The 24,733-nt window shown below is 64.3% G+C and carries 28 protein-coding genes; 10 read left to right on the top strand and 18 right to left on the bottom strand.

Features of this window, described 5'->3' with window-relative positions; all coding sequences use genetic code 11:
• The first annotated feature begins 4 nt into the window (after positions 1 to 4).
• Positions 5 to 406: a 30S ribosome-binding factor RbfA gene (gene rbfA, locus Q0C17_RS01585; RefSeq protein WP_291200285.1), complete on the top strand. Its 402-nt coding sequence runs from the start codon at positions 5 to 7 to the stop codon at positions 404 to 406.
• A 105-nt stretch (positions 407 to 511) separates the two neighbouring features.
• Complete coding sequence (locus Q0C17_RS01580; RefSeq protein WP_291200282.1) at positions 512 to 1,141, top strand: hypothetical protein; 630 nt, start codon at positions 512 to 514, stop codon at positions 1,139 to 1,141.
• 9 nt (positions 1,142 to 1,150) lie between these two features.
• Here Q0C17_RS01580 and Q0C17_RS01575 read toward each other — a convergent pair whose 3' ends face one another.
• Positions 1,151 to 1,573: an organic hydroperoxide resistance protein gene (locus Q0C17_RS01575; RefSeq protein WP_291200279.1), complete on the bottom strand. Its 423-nt coding sequence runs from the start codon at positions 1,571 to 1,573 to the stop codon at positions 1,151 to 1,153.
• A 279-nt stretch (positions 1,574 to 1,852) separates the two neighbouring features.
• Positions 1,853 to 2,290 (bottom strand): MarR family transcriptional regulator, encoded by a 438-nt coding sequence (locus tag Q0C17_RS01570; RefSeq protein WP_291200276.1) that lies wholly within the window; start codon positions 2,288 to 2,290, stop codon positions 1,853 to 1,855.
• A 187-nt stretch (positions 2,291 to 2,477) separates the two neighbouring features.
• Here Q0C17_RS01570 and truB point away from each other — a divergent pair, with 187 nt between their 5' ends.
• Positions 2,478 to 3,419, top strand: coding sequence for a tRNA pseudouridine(55) synthase TruB (gene truB, locus Q0C17_RS01565; protein WP_291200274.1), 942 nt, complete (start codon positions 2,478 to 2,480; stop codon positions 3,417 to 3,419).
• Here truB and Q0C17_RS01560 read toward each other — a convergent pair.
• Positions 3,416 to 4,456, bottom strand: coding sequence for an NAD(P)-dependent alcohol dehydrogenase (locus Q0C17_RS01560; protein ID WP_291200271.1), 1,041 nt, complete (start codon positions 4,454 to 4,456; stop codon positions 3,416 to 3,418). The two genes, truB and Q0C17_RS01560, sit on opposite strands and share 4 nt — an antisense overlap.
• Before the next feature lie 149 nt (positions 4,457 to 4,605).
• Positions 4,606 to 5,073 (bottom strand): DUF2721 domain-containing protein, encoded by a 468-nt coding sequence (locus tag Q0C17_RS01555; protein ID WP_291200268.1) that lies wholly within the window; start codon positions 5,071 to 5,073, stop codon positions 4,606 to 4,608.
• A gap of 245 nt (positions 5,074 to 5,318) precedes the next feature.
• On the opposite strand from Q0C17_RS01555, the gene rpsO reads away from it, so the two are divergent.
• From rpsO to Q0C17_RS01535, 4 genes are all read left to right on the top strand, one after another.
• Complete coding sequence (gene rpsO / locus Q0C17_RS01550) at positions 5,319 to 5,588, top strand: 30S ribosomal protein S15 (RefSeq protein WP_291200265.1); 270 nt, start codon at positions 5,319 to 5,321, stop codon at positions 5,586 to 5,588.
• Between the two features lie 66 nt (positions 5,589 to 5,654).
• Positions 5,655 to 7,784: a polyribonucleotide nucleotidyltransferase gene (gene pnp / locus Q0C17_RS01545; RefSeq protein WP_291200262.1), complete on the top strand. Its 2,130-nt coding sequence runs from the start codon at positions 5,655 to 5,657 to the stop codon at positions 7,782 to 7,784.
• Positions 7,785 to 7,882: 98 nt separating this feature from the next.
• Positions 7,883 to 8,569: a uridine kinase gene (gene udk / locus Q0C17_RS01540; protein WP_291200259.1), complete on the top strand. Its 687-nt coding sequence runs from the start codon at positions 7,883 to 7,885 to the stop codon at positions 8,567 to 8,569.
• 59 nt (positions 8,570 to 8,628) lie between these two features.
• The gene (locus tag Q0C17_RS01535) at positions 8,629 to 9,450 is read left to right on the top strand and encodes a CAP domain-containing protein (RefSeq protein WP_291200256.1); all 822 of its coding nucleotides are present in this window, start codon (positions 8,629 to 8,631) and stop codon (positions 9,448 to 9,450) included.
• Positions 9,451 to 9,777: 327 nt separating this feature from the next.
• On the opposite strand, the gene Q0C17_RS01530 is transcribed toward Q0C17_RS01535, so the two are convergent.
• The 5 genes from Q0C17_RS01530 to Q0C17_RS01510 all read right to left on the bottom strand — a co-directional run bounded on the left by Q0C17_RS01530 (position 9,778) and on the right by Q0C17_RS01510 (position 13,340).
• Positions 9,778 to 10,548 (bottom strand): hypothetical protein, encoded by a 771-nt coding sequence (locus Q0C17_RS01530; RefSeq protein WP_291200254.1) that lies wholly within the window; start codon positions 10,546 to 10,548, stop codon positions 9,778 to 9,780.
• 69 nt (positions 10,549 to 10,617) lie between these two features.
• Positions 10,618 to 10,875 (bottom strand): YjhX family toxin, encoded by a 258-nt coding sequence (locus tag Q0C17_RS01525; RefSeq protein WP_291200251.1) that lies wholly within the window; start codon positions 10,873 to 10,875, stop codon positions 10,618 to 10,620.
• 235 nt (positions 10,876 to 11,110) lie between these two features.
• Positions 11,111 to 11,929, bottom strand: a complete 819-nt coding sequence (locus tag Q0C17_RS01520; RefSeq protein ID WP_291200248.1) for an enoyl-ACP reductase — start codon at positions 11,927 to 11,929, stop codon at positions 11,111 to 11,113.
• A gap of 308 nt (positions 11,930 to 12,237) precedes the next feature.
• Positions 12,238 to 12,774 (bottom strand): bifunctional 3-hydroxydecanoyl-ACP dehydratase/trans-2-decenoyl-ACP isomerase, encoded by a 537-nt coding sequence (gene fabA / locus Q0C17_RS01515; protein WP_291200245.1) that lies wholly within the window; start codon positions 12,772 to 12,774, stop codon positions 12,238 to 12,240.
• Between the two features lie 62 nt (positions 12,775 to 12,836).
• Positions 12,837 to 13,340: an SH3 domain-containing protein gene (locus Q0C17_RS01510; RefSeq protein ID WP_291200242.1), complete on the bottom strand. Its 504-nt coding sequence runs from the start codon at positions 13,338 to 13,340 to the stop codon at positions 12,837 to 12,839.
• Between the two features lie 137 nt (positions 13,341 to 13,477).
• Between Q0C17_RS01510 and Q0C17_RS01505 the strand changes: the two genes are divergently transcribed.
• Positions 13,478 to 14,464, top strand: coding sequence for a D-glycerate dehydrogenase (locus tag Q0C17_RS01505; protein WP_291200239.1), 987 nt, complete (start codon positions 13,478 to 13,480; stop codon positions 14,462 to 14,464).
• Between the two features lie 74 nt (positions 14,465 to 14,538).
• Positions 14,539 to 14,754: a hypothetical protein gene (locus Q0C17_RS01500; RefSeq protein WP_291200236.1), complete on the top strand. Its 216-nt coding sequence runs from the start codon at positions 14,539 to 14,541 to the stop codon at positions 14,752 to 14,754.
• A 9-nt stretch (positions 14,755 to 14,763) separates the two neighbouring features.
• Here the strand turns inward: Q0C17_RS01500 and Q0C17_RS01495 are convergent, their stop codons facing one another.
• The 6 genes from Q0C17_RS01495 to Q0C17_RS01470 all read right to left on the bottom strand — a co-directional run bounded on the left by Q0C17_RS01495 (position 14,764) and on the right by Q0C17_RS01470 (position 21,175).
• Positions 14,764 to 15,768 (bottom strand): alpha/beta hydrolase, encoded by a 1,005-nt coding sequence (locus Q0C17_RS01495; protein ID WP_291200233.1) that lies wholly within the window; start codon positions 15,766 to 15,768, stop codon positions 14,764 to 14,766.
• A gap of 73 nt (positions 15,769 to 15,841) precedes the next feature.
• On the bottom strand, positions 15,842 to 16,582 hold the full coding sequence (locus Q0C17_RS01490; RefSeq protein WP_291200230.1) for a ThiF family adenylyltransferase: 741 nt from the start codon (positions 16,580 to 16,582) through the stop codon (positions 15,842 to 15,844).
• The gene (locus Q0C17_RS01485) at positions 16,579 to 17,166 is read right to left on the bottom strand and encodes a nicotinate-nucleotide adenylyltransferase (protein WP_291200227.1); all 588 of its coding nucleotides are present in this window, start codon (positions 17,164 to 17,166) and stop codon (positions 16,579 to 16,581) included. Before Q0C17_RS01485 ends, Q0C17_RS01490 begins: the two co-directional genes overlap by 4 nt.
• Positions 17,163 to 18,449: a glutamate-5-semialdehyde dehydrogenase gene (locus tag Q0C17_RS01480; RefSeq protein ID WP_291200224.1), complete on the bottom strand. Its 1,287-nt coding sequence runs from the start codon at positions 18,447 to 18,449 to the stop codon at positions 17,163 to 17,165. Before Q0C17_RS01480 ends, Q0C17_RS01485 begins: the two co-directional genes overlap by 4 nt.
• 47 nt (positions 18,450 to 18,496) lie before the next feature.
• Positions 18,497 to 19,342: a DUF2785 domain-containing protein gene (locus Q0C17_RS01475; RefSeq protein WP_291200222.1), complete on the bottom strand. Its 846-nt coding sequence runs from the start codon at positions 19,340 to 19,342 to the stop codon at positions 18,497 to 18,499.
• Between the two features lie 102 nt (positions 19,343 to 19,444).
• Positions 19,445 to 21,175 (bottom strand): SUMF1/EgtB/PvdO family nonheme iron enzyme, encoded by a 1,731-nt coding sequence (locus Q0C17_RS01470; RefSeq protein WP_291200219.1) that lies wholly within the window; start codon positions 21,173 to 21,175, stop codon positions 19,445 to 19,447.
• Positions 21,176 to 21,378: 203 nt separating this feature from the next.
• On the opposite strand from Q0C17_RS01470, the gene Q0C17_RS01465 reads away from it, so the two are divergent.
• Positions 21,379 to 22,947 carry a long-chain-fatty-acid--CoA ligase gene (locus Q0C17_RS01465; RefSeq protein ID WP_291200216.1) on the top strand — a complete coding sequence of 523 codons (1,569 nt, stop codon included), beginning with the start codon at positions 21,379 to 21,381 and terminating at the stop codon, positions 22,945 to 22,947.
• 34 nt (positions 22,948 to 22,981) lie between these two features.
• Here Q0C17_RS01465 and Q0C17_RS01460 read toward each other — a convergent pair whose 3' ends face one another.
• The 3 genes from Q0C17_RS01460 to Q0C17_RS01450 form a co-directional block, all read right to left on the bottom strand.
• The gene (locus Q0C17_RS01460) at positions 22,982 to 23,251 is read right to left on the bottom strand and encodes a hypothetical protein (RefSeq protein ID WP_291200213.1); all 270 of its coding nucleotides are present in this window, start codon (positions 23,249 to 23,251) and stop codon (positions 22,982 to 22,984) included.
• Positions 23,252 to 23,446: 195 nt separating this feature from the next.
• Entirely contained in the window at positions 23,447 to 23,872 is a 426-nt protein-coding gene (locus Q0C17_RS01455) for a GFA family protein (RefSeq protein ID WP_291200209.1), read from the bottom strand.
• 104 nt (positions 23,873 to 23,976) lie between these two features.
• Positions 23,977 to 24,501, bottom strand: a complete 525-nt coding sequence (locus Q0C17_RS01450; RefSeq protein WP_291200205.1) for a CarD family transcriptional regulator — start codon at positions 24,499 to 24,501, stop codon at positions 23,977 to 23,979.
• Positions 24,502 to 24,733: the final 232 nt, after the last annotated feature.

Genomic DNA, 24,733 nt, shown 5'->3' with positions numbered 1-24,733 from the left:
CCTGATGGCCAAGAAACCTGCCAATCCCGGCCTTCCGTCCCAGCGCCAGTTGCGTGCTGGCGAGATCATCCGCCATGCCCTCGCCGAGATCATCTCGCGCGAGGACCTGCGCGATCCCGATCTCACCGGCGTGCTTGTGACGGTTGGCGAAGTGCGCTGCTCACCGGACCTGAAACGCGCCAAGGTCTACGTCACCCCGCTGGGTGACGATTCCGAGGCGGGCCGCACCCGGCTGGCCGGCGCGTTGAACCGCGCGGCGACTTTCCTGCGCGGACGTCTCGGGCGTGAGATCGAGCTGAAGTTCACGCCCGAACTGCATTTCATCGCCGACAAGTCGTATGATGAGGCGACCGCGATCGACCGCCTCCTGTCGGACCCCCGCGTCCGGCGCGATGTCGAGGGCTGAGAGCCGGAAGCGGTTTGCCGCGTTTCTGCCTTGATGCTTTGTCATTTGACAGGTCCTCGCCCAGTATCGACACCACCATTGGGCAAGAAGCCGGGGAATTAGGGCATGGAACGCCAGACTATCGATCAGGAAGGCGCACGCCAGGGCGAAGTTTCGTCGGCGTCGCTGCAGCTCGCGGACGACACGATCGCCATCCGGCGCATCGCCACCATGTCCGTCGAACGCCATGAGTTCTTTCCCTGGGACACGCCAGCCAATCGCAAAACACAGAGCATGTATGCCACCTTCTGTGTCGGAATGCTGTTCTTCGGCCTTGTCGGCTTTGCATGGTGGGCGATCCGCCCTGCGCAGGGTGACGGTGTGATCGGCCTTATGGCTGGTGTCGTGCTGATGTTCCTCGGTCTCATCCTCGGCGTTCGCGCTGCGATGATCGCGGTGAAACTGAAGAAGCAAGAACCTTATTTCCGCCTGCTGATCGGAACCTCCGATGGCCGGCAGATCCCGCTGGTGGACAATAACCGCGAAGTCCTCACCAAGATTCGCGATGTGATCCGTCACAAGATGGATACCGGCGACACGACCGTCACCGGCGATTTCGACCTTAACCTCGACATCGTGAACCTCCGCCTGCCAAAAGGCGTGGCGGCGCCTGCGCCGCGCTCGATTGAGGCCGACGTGTTCGACGAAGAGGAAGACGCCCCCCCGGCAGACTATCCGGCCGCTGGGAAGGCATAAGGCGCCGTGTCAGACGACGCGCAGCTGGACGTCGACATTGCCCCGCGTCGCGTTCGAGTAGGGGCAGACTTCATGGGCTTCATGGACGAGGGCTTCGGCTTCGGCGCGCGCAATGCCGGGAAGTGAAACTTCAAGCGTCACGTCGAGCGCAAAGCCTTTTCCTGTCGGGTTCTGGCCGATTCCGACATGTGCGGTGACGGAAGAATCCGCGGGGACTTTCACTTTCTTCTGCCCGGCAACGAACTTCAGTGCCGAGTGGAAGCAAGCGGAGTAGCCGGCCGCGAAGAGTTGCTCCGGGTTCGTGCCTGCGCCGCCGGCGCCGCCGAACTCCTTCACTGTGTCGAGCGTGACGCTGAGGCGTCCATCATTGGTTTTGGCTTCGCCTGTGCGACCGCCTGAGGATGTGGCGTGGGCTGTATAGAGGATGGTCATGCGCGGCTCCTTGCTGCTGGCGATAGTCATATAGTAACCAATTATATTGTGCGCAATACAATGGGGATGACTTTTTCCTGACCGAGTTTGGAGCCGGGAAAAGCTGCGACCGGCGGCGTGATCTGTCTCTTCGCCGGATGAGGTAAGCCCGCGTTCCCGGGCGGCTGATCCTGAGAAAAGTCAAAGGATAGCCAGCCCTGGCTTTGCTTTGTGTAGCTTATCCTTCGATGTAAATCAGGATGAGTGGTGCATGGTCTGGCAGATCGGTCCCGCGCAACTCTAGGCCGCCAGCGCGGCCCGAAGTTTCTTCAGGGTTTTGCGCAGGGTCAGGAACTCCTGAACCGTCAGCCCGCCCCGTACGCCGATCGCAGCCGGGATGCAGGCGGCCTTCTGCTTCAGCGCGCGGCCCTTGGGCGTCAGGCGGATCAGCACCTGGCGTTCGTCCTCGGCATTGCGGGTGCGGGTGAGGAGTCCGGCGACCTCCAGACGCTTCAGCAGCGGCGTCAGCGTACCGGAATCGAGGAAAAGCCGCTCACCCAGCGCACCGACGGTGACGCCGTCCGTCTCCCAGAGGCTCAGCATGGTGACGTATTGCGGATAGGTCAGTCCGATCTCGTCCAGCAGCGGCTTGTAGAGCTTGGTCATCTGCAGGGACGCCGAATACAGGGCGAAGCAGAGCTGGTTGTCGAGGAGGAGGGGGTCTTCGGCGTCGGCCATGAGCGATGTCCTTGTGCTCGATGAATATGGGGTGGATTGACGATGACGCAATCCAATTGAGCGTCCTTCAGACTTGGGCCACAGCCGGATGGATTGACGAAGGCGCCCGGCACCGGATAAGCGGCGGCTTCACTATCCGATCCGGACGCGCGTTCGACCCGCCCGCCCGGACCCTTTGGAGACTGCCTTGTCCCGTCAGAGAAAACGCAAAGGCGAGCCCGTCACGGGCTGGCTCAACCTGTTCAAGCCGGTGGACATGACGTCCACCCAGGCCGTTGCCATCATCAAGCGCCTGTTCAATGCCGAGAAAGTGGGCCACGGCGGCACGCTCGATCCGCTGGCCGATGGCATCCTGCCGATCGCCCTGGGCGAAGCGACCAAGACCGTCCAGTGGGCGATGGACGCCGAGAAAGAGTATGTCTTCACCATCCGCTGGGGCGTCTCCACCGCCAGTCAGGATGCCGAAGCTGAAGTGACCGCGACGTCTGAAGTGCGCCCGTCGCGCGAAGCAGTCGAGGCCGCACTCAAAAACTATGTCGGCACCATCCACCAGATCCCGCCGAAATACTCCGCCATCAAGGTGGCCGGCGAGCGCGCCTATGACCTCGCCCGCGGCGGTGAGGTGTTCGAGCTGGAAGCGCGCGAAGTGGATGTCCACGCGGCGAAGGTGATCGGCATGCCGGACGCGGATCATTCGGTGATTCATGTCGTTTCCGGAAAGGGATTCTATGTGCGCGCGATGGCGCGTGACCTGGCCGCTGATCTCGGTGCCGAGGGTTATATCAGTCAGCTGCGCCGCACGCGCGTCGGCGCGTTCGATGCGGCAGGTGCAGTCTCGGTCGCGGACCTGCAGGCTCTAGCGGAAGACCGTGCGGGACTGTTTGGACATCTGAAGCCTCTGCACGCGGTGCTTAATTCCATGCCGCACCTTCAGGTCACGGTGCAGGATGCCGGCAACCTGCGGCAGGGGCGGACAATCATGCTGCTGCCGCATGTGGTCGAGCGCTGGCGCGAGGGGCGCGGCGAGGACGACGACCGCCTGGCGCTGGCGCTGGCGGGAGATGATGCCGTGGCGCTGGGCGAAGTTCGGGCCGGGCATTTCGAGCCCGTGCGGGTGTTTGCTGGTTAAAGCGTCGCCATGTCGATCACGAAGCGGTACTTTACGTCGCCCTTGACCACGCGGTCATAGGCGGGGTTCACGTCCTTCATGTCGATCATCTCGATGTCGCAGACGATGCCGTGCTCGGCGCAGAAGTCGAGCATCTCCTGCGTCTCCGCGATGCCGCCGATGCCGGAGCCCGCAACACTGCGGCGGTTCGCCAGCAGGATACCGCCGTGCATCGGCTCCAGCGGCTCAATCGCACCGACGATCACCATGGTGCCGTTGCGGGCGAGCAGGCCGAGATAGGGGTTGAGGTCGTGCTTCACCGGCACGGTGTTGAGCAGGAAATCGAAACTGCCGCGATGCGCTTTCATCTGTTCACGGTCTTTCGAGACGAGCACATCCGAGACGCCGAGGCGGCGTGCGTCGGCGCCTTTCTCCGGCGAGGTCGTGATCATCACGACCTCGGCGCCCAGGGCCACAGCGAACTTGATGCCCATATGGCCGAGGCCGCCGAGACCGATGACGCCGACCTTGTCGCCCTTGCCGATGCCCCAGTGCTTGAGCGGCGACCAACTGGTGATGCCGGCGCAGAGCAAGGGCGCGGCGGCAGCGGGGTCGAGCTTCTCCGAAATCTTCAGCACGAAGGCGTCGCGCACGACGATCTGTTTCGAATAGCCGCCGAAGGTCGGCCCGCCGATCACCGGCTCGGTACCGCCATAGGTGCCGACCGAGCCCTTCTCGCAGTACTGCTCATCGCCGTCATGGCAGGCGGAGCATTTCAGGCAGGAATCCACAAGGCAGCCGACGCCGACCAGGTTACCGACCTTGTGCTTGGTCACTTTTCCGCCGACGGCGCTGACTCGCCCGATGATTTCGTGGCCCGGCACGAAGGGATATTTTGCGCGGCCCCATTCGTTGCGGGCGGAGTGGATGTCGCTGTGGCAGATGCCGCAATGGGTGATGTCGATCAGCACGTCATCTGGCTGCAGGTCGCGCCGGGTGATCTCGAAGGGCTTCAGGGGGTCGGTGGGGCCCTGTGTGGCATAGGCGGCGACTTGCATGGCGTGATCTCCCTATCTGTTTGTCCCAACGTTTCACCGGGGCGAGGGGAAGTCCAGAGCAAGCCCCAAAAGCCGTTTATCCCCGCGCAGGCAGGGATCTCGCGAGGCTCTTGCTGGTTATGATCCCTGCCTGCGCGGGGATGAGCAGATTACAGGGGCGTCTTCCCCGCCTCCAGCACAGCCCGCGTCACGCGCAGGATGCGGCTGGCAATCCGCACTTCGATGTAGAAGGAGATCAGCGCAACGACGAGGAGGCTCATCGAGACGACGAACAGGAGCGAGACGGCCGCCGCGACCGGCACCGCGACCAGCTGGCCGGTGAACAGCAGGATGATAACAAGGCAGATCATCAGGGCGGCCAGGGTGCACAGGCCGATCGCGCGGTGGATGTGCACCATGCGCCGGTCGAGCACACCGAGCTCGGTATGGTGAGCGCGCCGGGACAACTCGTCTTCCGAGGCCAGGCCGTCCTCCAGCGCCCGCCAGCGGTCGACGACGCGGGCGAGGCGGTTGGCCATCACGTTCAGCAGCGCGCCGATGCCGGCGAGCGTGAATACCGGTGCAATGGCTAACTGGATGATGTGGGCAATGTCGGAGGGCAGGGTGGTTTCGGGCATGGTGGGGGTCCGGGGAGAATCCTTGCAGAGTCTAGCGTGTTTGCCGCCAGAATCACCCCAAGCCCTTCCCAATCCCCCCCATTTGAGTCATAAGCCCGTTTTTGGGGCGGAGGCACTGTCTCTTGACCCTGCTGGACGACATCCCGGCTGTGGCCACCTGATCAGGCCCGTTCCCAAAAAACCCCGCCAATTCAGGCGATTAGTGAACCCAGCGCCTGCGGGCGTGCTGCAAGAAGGCTTATCCGATGTCGATTACCGCCGAAAAGAAGCAAGAGCTCATCAAGAAGTTCGCCACCAAACCGGGCGATACGGGCTCGCCGGAAGTCCAGGTTGCGATCCTCACCGAGCGCATCAATGGCCTCACGGACCACTTCAAGGCCAACAAAAAAGACAATCACTCCCGCCGGGGCCTGCTGACCATGGTCGCCACCCGCCGGAAGCTCCTTGATTACGTCAAGGGCAAGGATGAAGCGCGGTATACCAAGCTCATCACGGAACTCGGCATCCGCCGCTAGTTCCGAAACAAGCCCGCCGGGCAATAGGGCCGCGGCGGGCTTTTCGTATGTGAAAGAAAGACAGACATGTTCAATAAGCAATCCGTGTCGCTGGAATGGGCCGGCCGCACACTCACGATCGAGACGGGCCATGTGGCGCGTCAGGCCGATGGCGCCGTCATGGTTACCTATGGCGACACCACGCTCCTCGCGACCGCCGTCTTCGCAAAGTCGGCCAAGCCGGGTCAGGATTTCTTCCCCCTGACCGTAAACTACCAGGAAAAATACTTCGCAGCCGGTCGTATCCCCGGCGGCTTCTTCAAACGTGAAGGCCGCCCCACCGAAAAAGAGACGCTGACCTCGCGCCTCATCGACCGTCCGATCCGCCCGCTGTTCGTCAACGGCTTCAAGAACGAAGTCCAGGTTATCATCACCGTTCTCTCATATGACCTTGAGAACGATGCTGACGTGATCGGCATGATTGGCGCCTCCGCGGCGCTGGTGCTGTCCGGCGCCCCCTTCATGGGCCCGATCGGCGCCGCCCGCGTCGGCTACATCAACGGCCAGTATGTCATCAACCCGACCATCGCCGAACTGGAAGATTCCGATCTCGACCTCGTCCTCGCCGGCACGTCCGACGCCGTGATGATGGTGGAATCGGAAGCCTACGAGCTTTCGGAAGAAATCATGCTTGGCGCCGTTGTTGCTGGCCATGACGCGATGCAGCCAGTGATCGACGCGATCATCCAACTCGCCGAGAAAGCCGCTAACGCCCCGTTCGAGTTCGAAGCCGAAGACAATTCCGTCGCCGTGAAAGCGATTGAGAAGATTGTCGGCAAGGACCTGTCGAAAGCCTACAAGATCACCGCCAAGGGCGAGCGTTATGCTGCTGTTGGCGTAGCCCGCGACAAGGCGAAAGCTGCGCTCGTCGGCACCGAAGAAGCGCCGGGCGAAATGACCGCCGAGCTTTTCAAGACTGCGTTCAAGGAAGCTGAAGCCTCCGTGGTTCGTGGCGACATCCTGAAAACCGGTGAACGCATCGACGGCCGCAAGCTCGACCAGATACGTCCGATCCTCGCCGAGGCAGGCTTCCTGCCCCGCACGCACGGCTCAGCTCTGTTTACGCGCGGCGAGACGCAGGCAATCTGCGTCACCACGCTGGGGACGTCCGACGACGAGCAGTACATCGAAGGCCTGGACGGCACCCGGAAAGAGAAGTTCATGCTCCACTACAATTTCCCGCCCTACTCGGTCGGGGAGACGGGCCGCCTCGGCGGCGCGGGCCGCCGCGAAATCGGCCACGGCAAACTGGCCTGGCGCGCACTTCAGGCCGTTCTGCCAAAGCATGAAGACTTTCCGTACACGATCCGTCTCGTCTCCGAGATCACTGAGTCCAACGGCTCCTCGTCGATGGCGACAGTTTGCGGTTGCTCGCTCGCCATGATGGACGCCGGTGTGCCGATCACGCGTCCGGTTTCCGGCATCGCGATGGGCCTCATCCTGGAAGGCAAGGACTTCGCGGTCCTCTCCGACATCCTGGGTGACGAAGATCACCTCGGCGACATGGACTTCAAGGTGGCCGGTACAGAGAAGGGCATCACGTCCCTCCAGATGGATATCAAGGTGGCCGGCATCACGCGCGAGATCATGGGCAAGGCCCTGGATCAGGCGAAAGGTGGCCGCCATCATATCCTCGGCGAAATGGCGAAAGGCCTCTCCGCTGCACGCGGCAAGCTCGCCGATACCGCACCCCAGATGGAAATCATGAAAGTCCCGGTCGACAAGATCCGTGACGTTATCGGTTCGGGCGGCAAGGTCATCCGCGGCATCGTCGACGAGACGGGCGCCAAAGTGAACATTGATGATGATGGCACGGTCCAGATTTCGGCGATGGATCGCAAGTCGATCGACGCCGCCATCAAGATGATCCGAGGCATCACGGCGGAAGCCGAGATCGGCCAGATCTACGAAGGCAAGGTAGTGTCGATGAAAGACTTCGGCATCTTCGTGAACTTCTTCGGTCCCAAGGACGGTCTTGTCCACGTCTCCCAGATGGCCAACAAACGCATCGGCCACCCGAAAGAGATGGTCAAAGAGGGCGACAAGGTCTGGGTCAAGCTGATGGGCCTCGATGAGCGCGGCAAGGTGCGCCTGTCGATGAAAGTCGTTGACCAAGAGACTGGCAAGGAAATCGAAGGCGCCGACGCCGGCGAATAATCGCCCCGCACTTCTGAAATTGAGGAAGGGCCGCTCCTTGTGGGGCGGCCCTTTTTCATGGGAAGGAAAGCGTGTTTGGGGACTAAAAGGCGTTTGTCATGTCGAAGAAGAGATCATTCCTGATCGCGATGTCCGGGGGCTCGGGGTCCGGCAAGTCGACGCTGGCGGTGGCGCTGCTGGAGCGGCTGGGGCCCGGCAAGGCGGTGATGTTCGGCGAGGACGCCTATTACCATCCGATGAGCTATTACGGCGCGCCGAAGACCGATGCTGAGCGCCATGCCCTGGTGGCCGGCATCAATTATGACGACCCGAAATCGAAAGAGGTGGATCACCTCGTCTCGGACCTGCGCGCGCTAAAGGCGGGCGAAGCGGTGGACCAGCCGATCTATGACTACGAAAAGCATGACCGCTCGAAGAAGACGCGCCGGATTGAGTCCGCGCCGGTGCTGATCCTGGAAGGCATCCACGCTTTGTCGATGCCGAAGATCCGCTCGCTGATTGACCTGTCAGTCTATGTCGATACGCCAGACGACCTGCGTCTCGCGCGCCGCATCCGGCGCGATGTGATCGAGCGCGGACGGTCGGTGGATTCCGTGCTGCTGCAGTACATGTCAACCGTGCGCGCGGCGCATTACCGCTTCACCTATCCAGCCATGTTCGAGGCCGATCTCGTGATCGCGGACGAAGGCGTGCCGGCCTACGGCGATGTGAAGCCCTCGGCCGAGGCGATCGACCGGATGATGGCGCCGGTGCTGACGCGGCTGCAGACGGCCGGCGCGATCTGACACCCTGTGCAACGCGGCCCTGTGAAGGGCGCCTCGAGTCATGCTAGCAATTGGCCAGCATGCGCGGCCTGTTGCTTCTTGTCCTCATGGTTCTCGTGGGCGTTCCCGCCTACGCCTGTGATGTGCGCACGACGGAACGGCCGGGCGATGTGGCGGGCTATGTCGAAGAGGCAGGGGCCTGTCTCGCCATGCCGCCCGAGGGCTATGCCTTCGACGAGGACCTGGAAGCCGGCTTCCTGAAACTGGTTAACGCGGCGCGCCTGGACGAGGGCCTGCCGCCGCTCGAAACGCGGCCGGCCCTGCGTGCGGCGGCCCGCTTCCACAGCCTCGACATGGCCTACAACGTCTTCTTCGGCCATCAGGGCCCGGACGGGCGCGACGGACCGGACCGGATCGCCGCCCTCGACCGCACGGCGCTCGCCGATTTCTCCGCCGAGAATGTTGCGACCGTGTCGAAGTCCACCGGCCGTATGGACCCGGACTTTGCGCTCAGGCGCCTGCACCGCAACCTCATGGACAGCCCCGGCCACCGGGCAAACATCCTGCACCCGAAGGCAACGCATGTTGCATTCGGCGTGGTGCGCACGAAGGGCGGCGTCTGGGTCACTCAGGTATTCCTGCGGCTATCGGGCACGCTGCCGGAAGCTGCGCCACTGCGCCTCTCGGCGGATGATTCGCTACGCGCGCCACACGGCCTCCAGGGCTGGTCCTTTGTTCGGTTTGATCTGGTCACGGAGGCGGGTGAGCCGATCCCGGAGGCACATTTGCCCGCGCGCACGGGTGACGCGCGCCTCGCCGCCTACGCGACCCAGCCGGGGGACGATCCGCTCTCGTTCTACTGGATCAGGTTTCTGGGCCCGGCGGTGACGCTCGAGAACTGAGCAGGTTGAGTCCCGTGTTTCGCGCCGCGCTGTCGGAGGTTGAGCGCGACCTCGCGGAGGATATCCACCCAGGCATGGCGGCGGCCTTCGTACCCGGAAGAGCCGGGGGCCGGCATTTCCGTTCCCGCTATGGCGCCGTGGGGAATGGCGGTGACGCCCGACCAGCCTTCGATTGTTCAGGCAACCGTTGATCCGGATACGGGACAAAAGCGGCAAGTGCGCCGCTGACAAGCGGGGCAAAGGCAGACCGAGACGCGTACCGGCTCGCCCCGGCAAGTGGCTTGAAGTTGGCCGCACCGGCAGATGGCGGTGCGGGTAGTCACGGTGCTAATCGCTTGCTGAGGCGGGCGCGGCCTTCAGGTAGGTCATCCGTGTCAGGAGCGTCGAGACAGCGAAGTCCATATAGCAGGCATGGGAGATATAGCGCGTCGGCAGGCCCGGCTGCTTTACCTCGGCCATGTACGTGGCGGAGTCCGGCGGGCAGAGCCAGACATCGCGGCCATCCTCGTCCGCCCGCCCATACGGCACTAAATAGGGCAGGCTGTCCGGCCCGTTGACGAAACAGGGATCGGCGAGCGCGGTGTCGAGTTCCGCCGCGATCTCGGGCGCGAGCGCCGAGGTGAGATAGGGCGGCGGTGGTAGTGGCGGCGGCGAGGGCTGCCAGTTCTCGAAGCCGGGAAGGCGGTTGCCGTTCGCGTCCACCGGCGGCGGTGGGGGAGGTGGCGGCGGCGGAGAGGGCGGGCCCTTGTTGTCGGTCGCGATCTGCCAGGCGCCACCGGCAACTTTCCAGAGCGTGACGCGCGAATCCTGCCCCCACATCCCGGTTGGCGGCACGCGCACACGAATTCGCGTCTCTGCGGCCTCCGCGCCGGGCGGCAGGGGCGTGATGGCGGTATACTGGGTGATCCAGGCGGCGCGCTCGGCGGTCTCGGCAGTGTTCGCGGTCTTGATCTTGGTCACATCGAACGTTCCGGCGCCCGGGCATAACTGGCCGGAGGCGTCCACGAGACGGGGCGCCGCGGGCGCCGAGGCGCAGCCCGGCATCAGCAGTGCGAGGCCGAGGAAAGGGGCGCTGAGGCGCGCGGTTACCCGGTACATGAAATGCCTCCCCGCCAGCGCTGGACAGAAGCGTCCGCCAAAACCGGCAGGGAGGCAAGAGGGCCGTCTTTAGCAATTGTCCGGTTGCGACCGGACGAGTTGCAGGCCGCGCCGCGTGATGCGGTAGGGCTTGCCGCCCTGCGAGGCGATGGTGCGCCGCCGCTTCAGCTTGCGGAAGAGGTCCATGTCGAGGCCGGCAAGTCGCCAGCCGTCGCGGGTGTAGCAATGAACGTCCGCGAGCTTTTTGTTGTCGTCGCGAATGAGTTCAATCCGCCCGCCTTGCGCGAGCAGGTGGAGGATGCGCTGTTCGGCGCGTGAGATGTCCATTGGAGTAAGTGTCCGATGCCGCGCCCCGCCGCGGAGGAAGGGACGCACAAAAACGTAACCGGCACGCAGCGCGTGCCAGGGGTTCGCTCTTGCCGGCCTGCCTTGCACGGATCATCCGTGCGGGAACGGCAGGCCCTTCAGCGGGACTCGGACAGGGTAGAACGCATATTCACCTCGCGGAGCGCTGAATTTCGGGACTCCGCGAAGTGATGTCAAGCTGTGAGCAGGCGGAGGACTATTCCTCTTCGCCCGCATCCGGCACGCCCACCACGTGGAAACCGGCATCGACGTGGATCACTTCGCCCGCGATGGAGCGGCCGAGCGGGGAGAGGAGGTAGAGCGCGCAGCCCGCGACGCCTTCCATGCTGGTATCTTCCTTCAGCAGCGACCAGTTGCGCCCCGTGCCCATCAGGCTCTTGCCACCCTTGATGCCGGCGAGCGACAGCGTGCGCATGGCGCCGGCCGAGATCGCGTTGACGCGGATGCCCTTCGGGCCAAGGTCGCGCGCGGCGTAGCGTGTAGAGGCTTCCAGCGCGGCCTTGGCGACGCCCATCACGTTGTAGGACGGCACGGTGCGCTCGGCGCCGAGATAGGTCATGCAGATGATCGAGCCGCCATCCGGCATGATATCCGAGGCGCGGCGCGCGCAGTCGATAAAGCTGTACACGGAGATATCCATCGCGCGGCGGAAGCCCTCGCGAGTGGTATTCGCCACCATCGAGCCCTGGAGCTCGTCCTTGCCGGCAAAGGCGATGGAGTGAACGAGAAAATCGATCTTGCCCCACTTTGCCTTGATGGCGGCAAAGGCGGCGTCCATCGAGGCGTCATCCGTCACGTCGGCAGAGATCATCGTGTCCATGCCGATTGATTCGACCAGCGGGCGCACGCGGCGCTCGAGGTTTTCGCCCTGATAGGTGAAGGCGATCTCGGCGCCCTGCGCGGCGAGCTGGCTGGCAATGCCCCAGGCGATCGAGTTCTGGTTCGCAACGCCCATCACGACGCCGCGCTTGCCCTTCATCAGGTCGCCCTTGGGCATGTTCCACTCATCGGCCATCGCAGGCTCCCTCGAAGTTTTTGCTATACGGTTTGGGCTAGGCGGGCCTGCGGGGCGCGTCAAGTTTCCGGCATGTTTCCTGCAAATACACCCGCGAACCGGGCGGCCCGCCCGCCAGCTTTCCGGACGACGTCATGCGCCTCGCCATCGCCCTCTTCGTGATCATCGCGATCTTTCTCGAGCCGGCCTGGTCGCTGGCCATCCCCGGCACCTGATCCCGCACGCGGTTGAAATTCGCCTCAAAGGCGAGTTGCGTCCAACGATCAGGGCGATCGGCACGCCGCTTTGTGGACGGCTTTTGGCCGGGCTCAGCCCTCGGCTTCGAGGTTCTTGAGGCCGACTTTCATATCGAGGGCGGTGTAGACATGCTCGCCGTCGACATAGACGCGACCGTCGGCAATGCCGAGGTTAAGCTTGCCACGGCGCACACGCTTGATGTCGATCTCGTAGCGCACGAGTTTCTTGTCCGGCGTGATCTCGCCGGTGAACTTCACTTCGCCTACGCCCAGCGCCCGGCCCTTGCCGGGGCTGCCCGACCAGCCGAGCCAGTAGCCCACGGCCTGCCACATCGCGTCGAGGCCGAGGCAGCCGGGCATCACGGGGTCGCCCGGGAAGTGGCATTTGAAGAACCAGAGGTCCGGATGTATATCGAGTTCGCCGACAACGTGGCCCTTGCCGAACGGGCCGCCATCGACGCTGATCTCGGTGATCCGGTCCATCATCAGCATCGGCGGCTCGGGGAGCTGCGCGTTGCCGGGGCCGAAATAGCCACCCTTGCCGGACTGGAGCAGATCTTCCTTGGTGTAGGACGATTTGGGCGTGTGGAAATCGTGGGGACCGGACATGGGCGGCATCCTGTGAAAGGCTCAGAAGTCAGGCGCCTTCCCACCCGGTGCCGGGATCAAAGTCAACCTTTTGTCGCGGTGGCCCCCCAGAGCTGGCGGCGCGGCGCCCAGCCACGAAAGCCGCCGGCGGTGACCTGGCACATGCTGGCATCGCAGGTGCCAAGCTCCAGCAGCGCGCCTTCGGAAACCGTGGCGACATCGGCGCTGTCGGACGCCCGCCCGGCCTTCAGCACGAAATCCGCCAACGCAACGGCGTTCTGCTGGGCCGCCAGCTGGGTGCGCTCGATCCAGACCTCGTCGCCCTGCGGGTCGCGCACATAGCGCCAGTCGCCACTCTCCTTGAGGATCAGCATCGGCAGGCCGCGGCGCTTATACTCCCACTGGACCTTATGGTCCTTGCTGGGGCCGACTCGGCCGTTGACCTTCTCATGCCGCAGGGTCTCGAAACGCGGCACGGGCTTGCCCGAAAACCGGCTGATCTGAACCTCTTCCTGACCCTCGGCCGAGGCGAAAGGCAGGGACGGGCCGGCCAACAGCACGGCGAGTGCAAGAACTGCCCGTTTCATGTGCAGCGATCCTGAAATTCTGGAAGACGAACCTCTACTACGCCCTACATGAATCCGAGGTAAAACAGCGGGTCATTGGCGCGGCGCAGATGCTCTGGTAAGCGGCAATGACAATAAGAAAGATCTACGGGAGTCCCATGCCGGCATCGAAGCTGAAAGTCGTCGTCACCCGCAAGCTGCCGGCCCCGGTGGAATTGCGGATGAAAGAGCTGTTCGACGCCCGATTGAACGAGGCTGACACCCCGCTGACCACCGAGCAGCTCGCCGAGGCGATGCAGACGGCAGATGTGCTGGTGCCGACCGTGACAGACCGGATCGACGGGCGCCTGATGGCCCGGGCTGGCCAGCAGCTGCGATTGATCGCCCAGTTCGGGGCAGGGGTGGATAACATTGATGTCGCCAGCGCCGTGCAGCGCGGCATCACCGTGACCAACACGCCGGGCGTGCTGACGGATGACACGGCGGACGTCGCCATGGCGCTGATCTTGGCAGTGCCGCGCCGCCTGCATGAAGGCGTGCAGATCATGGAGAGCGGCAAGTTCGATGGCTGGACGCCGACCTGGATGATGGGACGCCGCCTTTCCGGCAAGCGTCTGGGCATCATCGGCATGGGCCGAATCGGCCAGGCCGTTGCCCGCCGCGCCAAGGCGTTCGGCATGCAGATCCACTATCACAACCGCAAGCCGGTCGGCCCGCGCATCGAAGAAGGCCTCGAGGCGACCTACTGGGATTCGCTCGACCAGATGCTCGCGCGGATGGACATTGTCTCGGTCAACTGCCCGCACACGCCGGCCACGTTCCACCTGATCAATGCCCGCCGTCTCGCGCTGATGAAGCCGGAGGCCTACATCATCAACACGGCACGCGGTGAAGTGATCGACGAGGCCGCGCTGGCGCGTGCCATTCGCGGTGGTAAGCTCGCGGGCGCAGGGCTCGACGTGTTCGAGCGCGAGCCGTCGGTGAACCCAGACCTGCTCGGCTTGCCGAATGTACTTCTGCTGCCCCACATGGGCTCGTCCACCATCGAAGGACGCACCGAGATGGGCGAGAAGGTCATCATCAACATCAAGACCTTCGCCGACGGCCACCGTCCGCCCGATCGTGTGATCCCGGCCATCCTCTGAGGCGGCGGGTAGCCGCTCCCACTATCTGCAATTGACCTCCGAATCCGGTCCCGTATCCTGTCAATGACGTGGCCTTGGCTGCGAGCATCGGCCATCCGCAGCAAGACGGGGCGGATTTGGAATCGGTCTCGCCGGCACTGATCGCAGACCGGTTCGTTTTCCCGGTTCTGCGGGTTCACGGCAAGGACGACGAGGTTGTGCCGATAGAGCAGTCGGAGCGGATCGAGGTCGCGCTGAAGAAAGCCGCCGCACCTGCGGCCTTCCTGCAGAAACACCTGCCGGTCAAATAGCGGTGCGCGTCAGTTCGTGGCGCCGGTGTCCTCAAGGGCAACGTCCTGTACGCCGTGCACGCGGGTGGTGAGGAAGGCGCGCAGGTCGCTGGCAGAGAGGTCGGCGATCTCTTCATGAGGCAGGTGGCCGACACCGGGATAGAGTTTGAGGTCCGCGCCGGGAATGGCGGCGGCGAACTGGCGGCCGTGTTCAGCGGGGATCAGGTTGTCGAGTTCGCCGTGCATTACCAGTGTCGGTGTGGTGATGGAGGCGAGTTGCTCGGGTGTCGCCACGCGGCGTTCGTCGCGGCTAGAAGTCAGCGCAAGCAAGGCTTCGCGGTGGCAGGGGGCGCGGGCGAGCGTTGCGTAGCGTTCCACCATTTCATCCGTAACGAAGGAAGGATCGCCGAAACTGTCCTCGAGACCGCCCTTGATCAGCGTCGAGAGGTCAAGGTCCTGCATCACTCTGCGGGCGAGGCCGATCTCCAGCAGGCGGAAAACGAGCGGGCGTGAATCGCCCTCAACCTCGGTGCGCGGCCAGCCGGCAGCATCGATGAGCACAAGGCCTTCGAGCCGGTCCGGGTGCGCCAAAGCATAGTTCCAAGCGGCGGCGCCGCCCATCGAGTTTCCGGCAAGTGTGAAGTGTTCGATCTCAAGCGTATTGACGACGCGGTTGATGGTCTCGACGAACTGGGCGGGTCCGATCTCGTTGTTGTCCATGCAACGCGAGAGGCCGTGGCCCGGCAGGTCAAGCGTGATAACGCGGTAGTCTCGCTTCAGATTGTCGACCCAGTCTTCCCAAGTGTGCAGCGAGGCGGAAAATCCGTGAACCAGCACAATCACTTTCCCGTCGCGCGGGCCAACGTCGCGGAAGTGCACGCGCATGTCGTCGCCAAACGCAAGATAGCGGCTGTCGGCATTGGCGTAGACTGACTCCAGCTGTTCGAATGGAATGTCTCCGCGCCGGAGCGTCAGCCAGCCGGCGCCGAGGATGACTCCCAAAGTGACGATGACAGCAAGTAGGCGTCGGATCATGCGGATATGCTTTTGTGAAACTTGAATCTGCCGAAGATAACGCCTTCAGATGGCGCGGTGTCAAACGCTGAGATCATCCATTACATATTGGACACTGCAGATCGCGGCGCAGATTGACCGTCCGGGTTGAACCGGCGAGCCCGTCGATCAGCAGGAGGCGGCCGATCAGCGGCGTGCCAGCGCCGGTGACGAGCTTCAGCACTTCCAGCGCCATCGCCGATCCGGTCATTCCGGTAACAGGACCGGCGACGCCGACCTCGTCGCAAGCTTCGGCAGCGGGTGGCGCTTCCGGCACCCAGCACTGGTAGCAGGGCGCGCTGTCTACTGTGCCTGAGGCGAAGACGCTTACCTGACCGGACCACCCACTGGCCGCACCGGAAACGAGAGGGCGGTGCGTCGTATGTGCGAGGTGGTTCAGCGCGAAGCGGGCGGGAAAATTGTCGGTGGCATCGACAAGGATGGCGCCCGTGGGCGCGTCGCTTTCTGAGGCGCGGCGCGAGACGGCGGTAACCTTAAGTACAGGGTCAATTGCCCGGAGCCGCGCGGCAAGGCGCTCAACTTTCTCCCGGCCGGTATCGGCGTCCGCGAACTGAATCTGGCGTTGCAGGTTGGAACGGTCGACGCGGTCGTCGTCCCAGAGTTCGATCTGCCCGATGCCGGCGGCGGCGAGGTAGAGCGCACAAGGCCCCCCGAGCGCGCCAGAACCCATGATTGAAACCGAGGCGGCGCGGATTTTCTGAACGCCGGGCCCGCCGATTTCCTTGAGCAGGATGTGGCGCTTGTGGCGTTCGAGTTCTTCCGGCGTCAGGCTCACTGCGCCGCCCTCAGTGCCGTAGAGGAAAGTGTATTGCCCGGCGCCCGGAGATACACCCAGGCGGGCGTTGTATGGCCGGGCAGGGTGCGAGCGTCGCGTTCGGGCAGGCGTGCGTCTGCGAACCGTTTCACGAAGGGCAGCGCGCCCGAGACGCGCGTGCCTGGCCGCGAGACGATGGCGATGGGCACGCGCGCGGCGATGCCTTCCCAGTCTTTCCAGCGATGGAAGCTCGCAGCGCTGTCGGCGCCCATCAGCCAGACAAACTGCGCCGCCGGCTCGGCAGCCTGCAGCGCGGCGAGGGTGTCGACCGTGAAGGTGAGGTCCAGCTGGCGTTCGATATCGGTGACGTGCATGCCCGGCGTGAGCGCGACCCTGCAGGCGGAGGCGAAGCGCTCGTCAAATGATCCGTGTTCGGATTTGAGCGGATTGCCACGCGCGACGATCCACCAGACGCCGTCGAGGCGCAGGCGCCTCATGGCAGTTTCGGCCACGTGAAGGTGGCCGTCATGGGCGGGATGGAAACTGCCGCCGAGAAGGCCGATCCGCTGGCCGGCAGCGGGGCCGGGCAGGCGCGCGCGCGTCAAGGCCGGACCTGGCCGGTGCCGCGTACGGCATATTTGTAGGTGGTCAGCTGGTCGGCGCCGACAGGCCCGCGCGCATGGATGCGGCCCGTGGCGATGCCGATCTCGGCGCCAAAGCCGAACTCGCCGCCATCGGCAAACTGGGTGGAGGCGTTGTGCAGGACGATGGCGCTGTCGACGCGCGCCAGGAACGCCTCGGCGGCGGCGGTGTCCTCGGTGATGATCGCATCCGTATGGCCGGAGGACCAGCGCGCAATGTGGACGAGCGCGCCTTCGAGTCCGTCCACGACGGCGACGGACAGGATCGGCGCGAGGTACTCGGTCGCCCAGTCTTCTTCGGTCGCGGCGTTGATATGCGGCAGCAGCGCGCGGCTGCGCCGGTCGCCGCGCAGTTCGCAGCCCGCGGCTTCCAGCGCGGCGGCGATCTTCGGCAGCAGTGTGGCGGCGCAGGCGACGTCGATCAGCAGCGTCTCTGTCGAGCCGCACACGCCGGTGCGGCGCATCTTGGCGTTGACGACTATGTCGACTGCCTTGGACGGATCAGCCGCACCGTCGACATAGGTATGGCAGAGGCCTTCGAGGTGCCCGATCACGGGCACGCGCGCTTCGGCCTGCACGCGCTCCACGAGGGTACGCCCGCCGCGTGGCACGATTACGTCGAGCGCGCCGTCGAGGCCCGCGAGCATGTGGCCAACCGCGTCGCGGTTGATGGTTTCGACGAGTTGGATTGCATCGACCGGGAGACCTTCCTGCATGAGCGCGGCGCGCATCGCGCCGGCGAGGGCGCGGGAGGAATGGATGCTTTCGGAGCCGCCGCGCAGGATTGCGGCGTTGCCGGAGCGCAGGCACAGCGCACCGGCATCCGCGGTCACGTTCGGGCGGCTCTCATAGATGATGCCGATGACGCCGAGGGGAATGGCGACGCGGGCGATGTCCAGACCGTTAGGCGGGGTCCAGCGCGCCAGCTCGCGGCCGACGGGATCGGGCAGGGCGGCGACGATTTCGACCCCGGCCGCAATCGCCTCGATCCGCGCAGCGTCAAGCGCTAGCCGGTCAAGCATGGCGGGCGAGAGGCCTTTGGCCTTCGCGGCTGTCATGTCCTCGGAATTGGCCTCGAGGATTTCCGGCGCGGCGGCGCGGAGCGCGGCGGCGATGGCAGTGAGGCCGCGCGTGCGGTCCGCAGCCGTCATCAGGCCCAGCGCGCGCGAGGCGGCGCGGGCGCGCGTGCCCATGGCGTGCATATGCTCGGCGAGGGCGGCGTCGGGGGGCGGCGTGGCAAGGGTCATGACAGGCAGGGATGTGCCGCAAATGGGCGCCTGCCGCAAGGTTTGGCTCAGGGCAGCTGGTTCAGGAATTCGAAGGCGGCGCCGGCCACAGGCTTCATCCTGTCATCATTGCTGGCCATCGCATTGATGTAGACCGATTGGGCGAAGGCCTGCAGATTATGCAGCTTAATCAGGGCGGCTTCGGATCTGTAGGCTTCCTCGCGAAGCGGGTCGCCCTGCGGCCAGAGGCTGGCGAACCATTCGCTCCACTCCTCGGCCGTGAAGGTTTCCTTGATGGCGAGATAAGTGACCGGCGCGGCGAGGCGTTCGCTTTCGCCGTGGATATAGGCGTGATCCGGCGTGCCGACCTTGAGCGCGATGGCCGCGAGTATGGCCTCGGCCTGCGGCTTGTTCAGCTGCGGGTTCAGCGACAGCTGCATAAGGATGTCGGACGCATGAGCAACGCTGTGGCGCCAGCCGTCGCCGTCCGAAAAACCGCGAAAGTCACTGAGTGTGCTCAGATAGGCGTGGGTTGCCGCGATCAGCCGGTCGCGCTCCTCCGGGCCCATCCAGGGCGTGATGCGGTCGGTGCGCGCGACTTCCGACAGCACGAGCGCCGCAAAGGGTGCCTCAAAGCCGTCCGCATTGGCGGGCTGGGCAAGACGGGCGCGCAGGTCCGCTTCCAGCCGCATCACCGTCTCGATGCTGACGAGCTGCGAGCGCAGCATCTGGGAGAGGGCGACGTAGGCCACACCGTCGCGAAGGTTCGGGTCCGGATCGCCGAGACAGGCCGCCAGCGCCAAGGCGAGATCTTCGCGCGCAACCGGGTCCATGTCGAGAATGGCCTCGCTGCGCGCGCGCTCGTCACCGATATCGGCGAGGCTTGCGGCCGGCGGGCAGGGGACAGCCCTCACCTCCGGTTCGATCCGCGTGGCTGTGACCGGCGCGCTTGAGCAGGCCGCAATCAGACAGAGGCTACAAAGCAGGCTGTTTAGAGCCAGAAGCTGTCCCACCTGTCAGTCCTGTTCAAGCACCACACGGAAACCGTATTGACGGTCGCGGGTGGTGACCGACAGCCTGGCGCGGTTGGCGGCGCGGTGAGCGGACGGGCTGCTCTTGATCGATCCGCCGCGCACGACGCGCCGGCTGCAATCGCCGCTGGTGACGGCGCTGCCATCGCTGGGGGCGTCAATGTATCCGTTGATGTAGCAGTCCTGGGTCCATTCACCGACATTTCCGAGCATGCCCTGCAGCCCGAACGGGTTTTCCGCCAGGCTGGCAGCTTCGCGGATTTTGTCGCGAGGCGCCTTGGCAGCGTCGAACTTGTCGCCCCACCAATAGGCCGAACTTGTTCCTCCGCGTGCGGCGTATTCCCATTCCGCTTCGGTCGGCAGGCGGTAAGTACGGCCGGTCTCTTCCGACAACCACGCAGCATAGGCTGTGGCATCGCGCCAAGAGATCGCAGCAACGGGCATCGCGCCGCTCGACGGCGCGCCGGGGCGGTGCCCGTTGCAGCCGCCGCCGTCGACGCAGGCCATCCATTGCGCATGGGTGATTTCGGACTTGCTGATCGAGAAGCTTTTGACCGTCACCTCATGGACGGGGCCTTCAATCGGTTCGCGGCCCGCCTCGGTGGCGGGCGAGCCCATCTGGAACGTGCCGCCGTTGATAGCCACCATCGCCGGGCAGGCGTCGCAAACAGGCGCAGGCGGCGCGGCGGGTTCGGCGGGAGGCTCGGCCGGGCTTTCGGGTGCCGGATCGGCGGCCGCGGCGGGCGCTGTCTCGAAGGCGGGTATTTCCGGGGCGGGCGGCGCGTCCGCGATGGTTTCGGAAGACGCGGTCTGCATGCCGTCCGTTCCGCTGGGTGTTTCGTCCTGTCCCGGCAAGACCATCGACAGGGCCCAGCCCGCGATGAGGATCGAGACGAGACCGCCGAGCATGACAGGTACTGACGATCCGGATTTCTTTTTCAACGGCGGGGCGGCGGCAGCCTTTGCAGGAGCCGGCTGAGGCCGGGGCGGCGCGGGCTTCTGCGGTGCAGGTGCCGGTGCAACGGCCGCCGCGGTGACGGGTTTTGGGGCCGGCGGAGGCGGCGGAGGCGGCGGAGGCGGTGGAGGTGGAGGCGGTGGAGGCGGAGTCGGAGGCGCGGCGGCCTTCACTTCGGCCCGGCTCATGGCGGCGATGCGGTTGCGGGCGAGGTCCGAGTAATGCCCGTCCGGATAGCGTTTCAGATAGGCTTCGAAGTCGGCTTTGTCGGCGGAGTCCTTCACGGAGGACCAGAAGGTCAGCTCCATCGTCATGTCCGCGGCCTGGCCGGGAACGGGCGGCGTCGGGGGCGCGGTTGCAGTCGGTTTCACGTGTTCGGCAGCGCGGCGGATGTCGATGACGAACTCTTTCCAACGCAGATCATTCCGGTCGCCGTGCCAGCCAATCAGGTCAGCGGACTGGGTCAGTTCGAACATGATCGGGCGCTCGGCCTCCTCGATCATCGCGGGGATCAAGATTGACGTGCGCTGACCAAGCGTTGCCTCAGCGCGTACCCATTTCGATTTCACCGAGACGGTGGACCAAAGCACGACGACAACATCGGCGTCCCGCAGCATGCCTTCGGTGACTTCGTCATAGGTCTGCCCGGCGCGCAGGACTTTGTCCCACCAGACCGAAAAGCCCTCGGCAGTCAGCGCTTCGGCAACGACTTGCGCCTTGGGCCGGTCGGCCCGGCTGTAGGAAAGGAATATGCTCGCCATTGGTCTTGCCCCCGCCCGCGCGCCGGAGTTTTCGGCTCGCGCGTCAGGGGAACGTTTGCACAGAATTGGCAGTTGCCAAAGAGGTGGCAGAGCGGCGAACAGCGCGCGCAGCGGGGCAGGGGCTGACAGGTGCCGGAAATGCCTTAAGTTCAGTCACGACAAGACGGGTCACAGGTCTTGGCTGAAGCTCCCGGGAGGAAACGATGATCGACATTGAGGCGATGCCTTACCTTGCGGATATTCCGCGCGTGCAGGCCGCGCTGCGGCCGGCCGATGCGGCCCTCTGGTTCGAAGGCAAGGTGACGACCTATGCCGAGCTGGACGCGCGCACTAACCAGGTTGCAAATGGCCTCCTTGCGCTGGGCATTCAGCCAGGCGACCGGATCGGCTATCTCGCGAAGAACACGGACGTGTACTACGAGATGCTGTTCGGCGCCGCGAAGGCCCGCGCGGTGATGAACGGCGTCAATACGCGCCTCGCCCCGCCGGAGGTTAAGTTCATACTGTCGGACGCGCGCGCCAAGGTGCTGTTCGTCGGTAAGGAATTCTACGCCATGATTGACCAGATCAAGGGCGAATTGCCGGACCTGAAGCGGATCATCACGCTCGACGGCGACCGCGAGGACTGGGATTTCTATCCGTCCTGGCGCGGCTCCAAGCCGGTGACCAATCCGGGCCTTGCGCCAGAAGGCGATGATGACGTGATCCAGCTCTACACGTCCGGCACGACCGGCCTGCCGAAGGGCGTGCAGCTGACGAATGACAATTACCGCGCCTTCTTCACGCAGGGCGCGATGTTGGAATGGTCGAGCTATGATGCCGGCGAGGCGGTGATGAATGCCATGCCACAGTTCCACGTGGCGGGCGTCAATGTAGGCCTTCTGGCGTCTCTGCAGGGCGCCAAGACCGTGATCCTGCGCGAAATCGATCCGCAGCTGATCCTCAAGCTGATCCCGGAACACAGAATCGCGCACGCTTTCTGGGTGCCGGCGGTGATCCTCATGCTGACGCAGCAGAAGAATATCCGTGAGGTGGATTTCTCCAGCCTGAAGCAGGTCTTCTACGGCGCCTCGCCGATTTCCGAGGCGTTGCTGCGCACGGCGGTCGAGATCATGGATGCGCGCTTCACTCAGCTCTACGGACTGACCGAAACAGTCGGCGCAGGAACCTTCCTGCCGCCGGAAGCGCATGACCCCGCCTGGGGCAAGCTGCGCTCGTGCGGCGTTCCCTGGCCGGGTGCGGTGGTGCGCGTGGTGGACGCGGCGGGCAAGCCCGTGCCGACGGGCGAAGTGGGCGAGATCGTTGTCAAGTCGGGCTTCGTGATGAAGGGCTACTGGAACCGCGCGGATGCGACGGCGGATGCTGTGCGCAACGGCTTCTTTCATACCGGCGACGCAGGATACTTCGACGAGGATGGCTTCCTCTACATCCACGACCGCGTGAAGGACATGATCGTCTCCGGCGGCGAGAACGTCTATCCGGCAGAGGTCGAGAACGCGATCTTTGGCGCGCCGGGCGTGGCCGATGTCGCGGTGATCGGCGTGCCCGACGAGAAGTGGGGCGAGGCGGTGAAAGCCATCGTCGTCAAAAAGCCCGGCGAAGATCCGTCTCCGGAGAGTATCATCGCCTGGGCGAAGGAGCGCATCGCTGCCTACAAGGCGCCGAAGACGGTGGACTTCATCGAGGCCCTGCCGCGCAACCCCTCCGGCAAGATCCTTCGCAAGGACCTGCGCGAGCCCTACTGGAAAGGCATGACACGGCGGGTGGGATAACTCTGCGGCGGGCGTCGACCTGCCGGGCTGGCATTCAGTTCGCGAGTTTCATCCAGGCGCGGGCGGCTTGCAGGGCAAGCTTCACTTCCTCGGTGGTGAGCATCTCGGCCATGTCCTGGCGCTGGACGCGGGCGTCCTCATGACCGCGCACAGCGGCGAGATTGAACCATTTGTGGGCTTCAACGAGATTGACCTCGGCGCCCGTGCCGGTCGCATAGGCAAGGCCGGCGCGATAAAGATCGTCGGGCTGGGAATGTGCGCCGAGCAGGGCTCCGGGCGCGACGGGTATGTCTGAATAGGCCATTTGACTTCGTCCTTGTAACACCTGCCGCAAGCTGGCCGGGATTTCCCCATGTCCGGGCTGCGGCCCAATCACCTGCCGGACCATCCGGCAACGGATGAAACGTGACGCGGATGCATTGGAACATGGTTAATTTGGCGAAGGGTTCCTGGCGGCTTGGTTAAGCGCGCCGGGCAATGCGTTAGGAAGACGGGAAGTCTATTCCGTGCCCGGATAGCGTGGATATGCCGGTAGGGTGTGGATATGAGCCATCCAGGATGGCTGTTCCGCCGTCTGGACCTGCGCCTGCGGCGGAAAGGCGGACGGGTCGTCCAGCGTAATCGACTGCACATCCACGAGGGCTGGCAGGTAGGTCTCGTTCACGTAGAAGAGGCCCGTGCCGCAGCGGCTGCAGAAGCGGCGGAAACTGTCTCCGGACGAATTGATCGTCGCCGGCGTGCCCTTGGTGATCTTGAGGTTTGCGGCCGGCATTACGGCCCAGGACACCATTGGTGCACCCGCACTCAACTGGCAGTCCCGGCAATGGCAGATCGAGACCCTGTCTGGCGCCGCGCCGAGTTCGTAGCGGATGGCTCCGCAGTGACAGCCGCCCGTGATCGCCATAACACCCTCTGAATTGTTCATGTTTTGTTCAAAATGCCATCGGTCCCGACCCAAGTCAAAAGGAAAATCCCCGCAGGTCCGGGACCTACGGGGATTTCCACGGTTTACTTTGCCGAAGCCTGATTTCAGGCGGCGATCTTCTTTTTGGCCAGCGACTTGGCGAGTTTTTCCATCGCCTTGCCCTTGTCGATGTTCTCGACCGCCGCGAGCTCGCGGGCCATCCGGTCCAGCGCGCTCTCATAGAGCTGGCGCTCCGAATAGGACTGTTCCGGCTGGTCATCACCGCGGTGCAGGTCGCGCACGACCTCCGCGATCGAGATCAGGTCGCCGGAATTGATCTTCGCTTCGTATTCCTGGGCACGGCGCGACCACATGGTGCGCTTGATGCGGGCCTTGCCGCCGAGGGTTTTCAGGGCGTCATCGACCAGCTTCGAGCCGGCCAGGGCACGCATGCCCGAGGCTTCGGCCCGGTTGGTCGGGACGCGCAGGATCATCTTGTCCTGGTCGAAAGCGACGACATAGACTTCGAGCGCCATGCCTGCGACCGTCTGTTTCTCGACGGCCGTGATTTTGCCGACGCCGTGGGCCGGGTAGACAACGCTTTGCCCGACCTCGAACGCCAGTGCCCGAGTCTCTGCTTTTTTCGCCATATCTGAATTGACCCTTTTTCTACACACACGTAAGCGACGTCTTCCCGGCCCCGTTCCCTGATTTAGGTACCGAGTTAGGAATTCCCGCTTCTCTATGATTATTGATCAGACCAAAGACGTAACACGAATTTGGCGCATTTACAACAGGTGCGCGCAGGTGCTGACGAAAAGTAAACGCATAAGAATCAAGCGCCTCGTTAACGTTTGAGGCACCTTGGAAGCTGCTGCAGCT

This window comes from Hyphomonas sp., from assembly GCF_022844445.1.
Lineage (GTDB): Bacteria > Pseudomonadota > Alphaproteobacteria > Caulobacterales > Hyphomonadaceae > Hyphomonas.
This window is presented reverse-complemented; position numbering and strand designations above follow the sequence as displayed.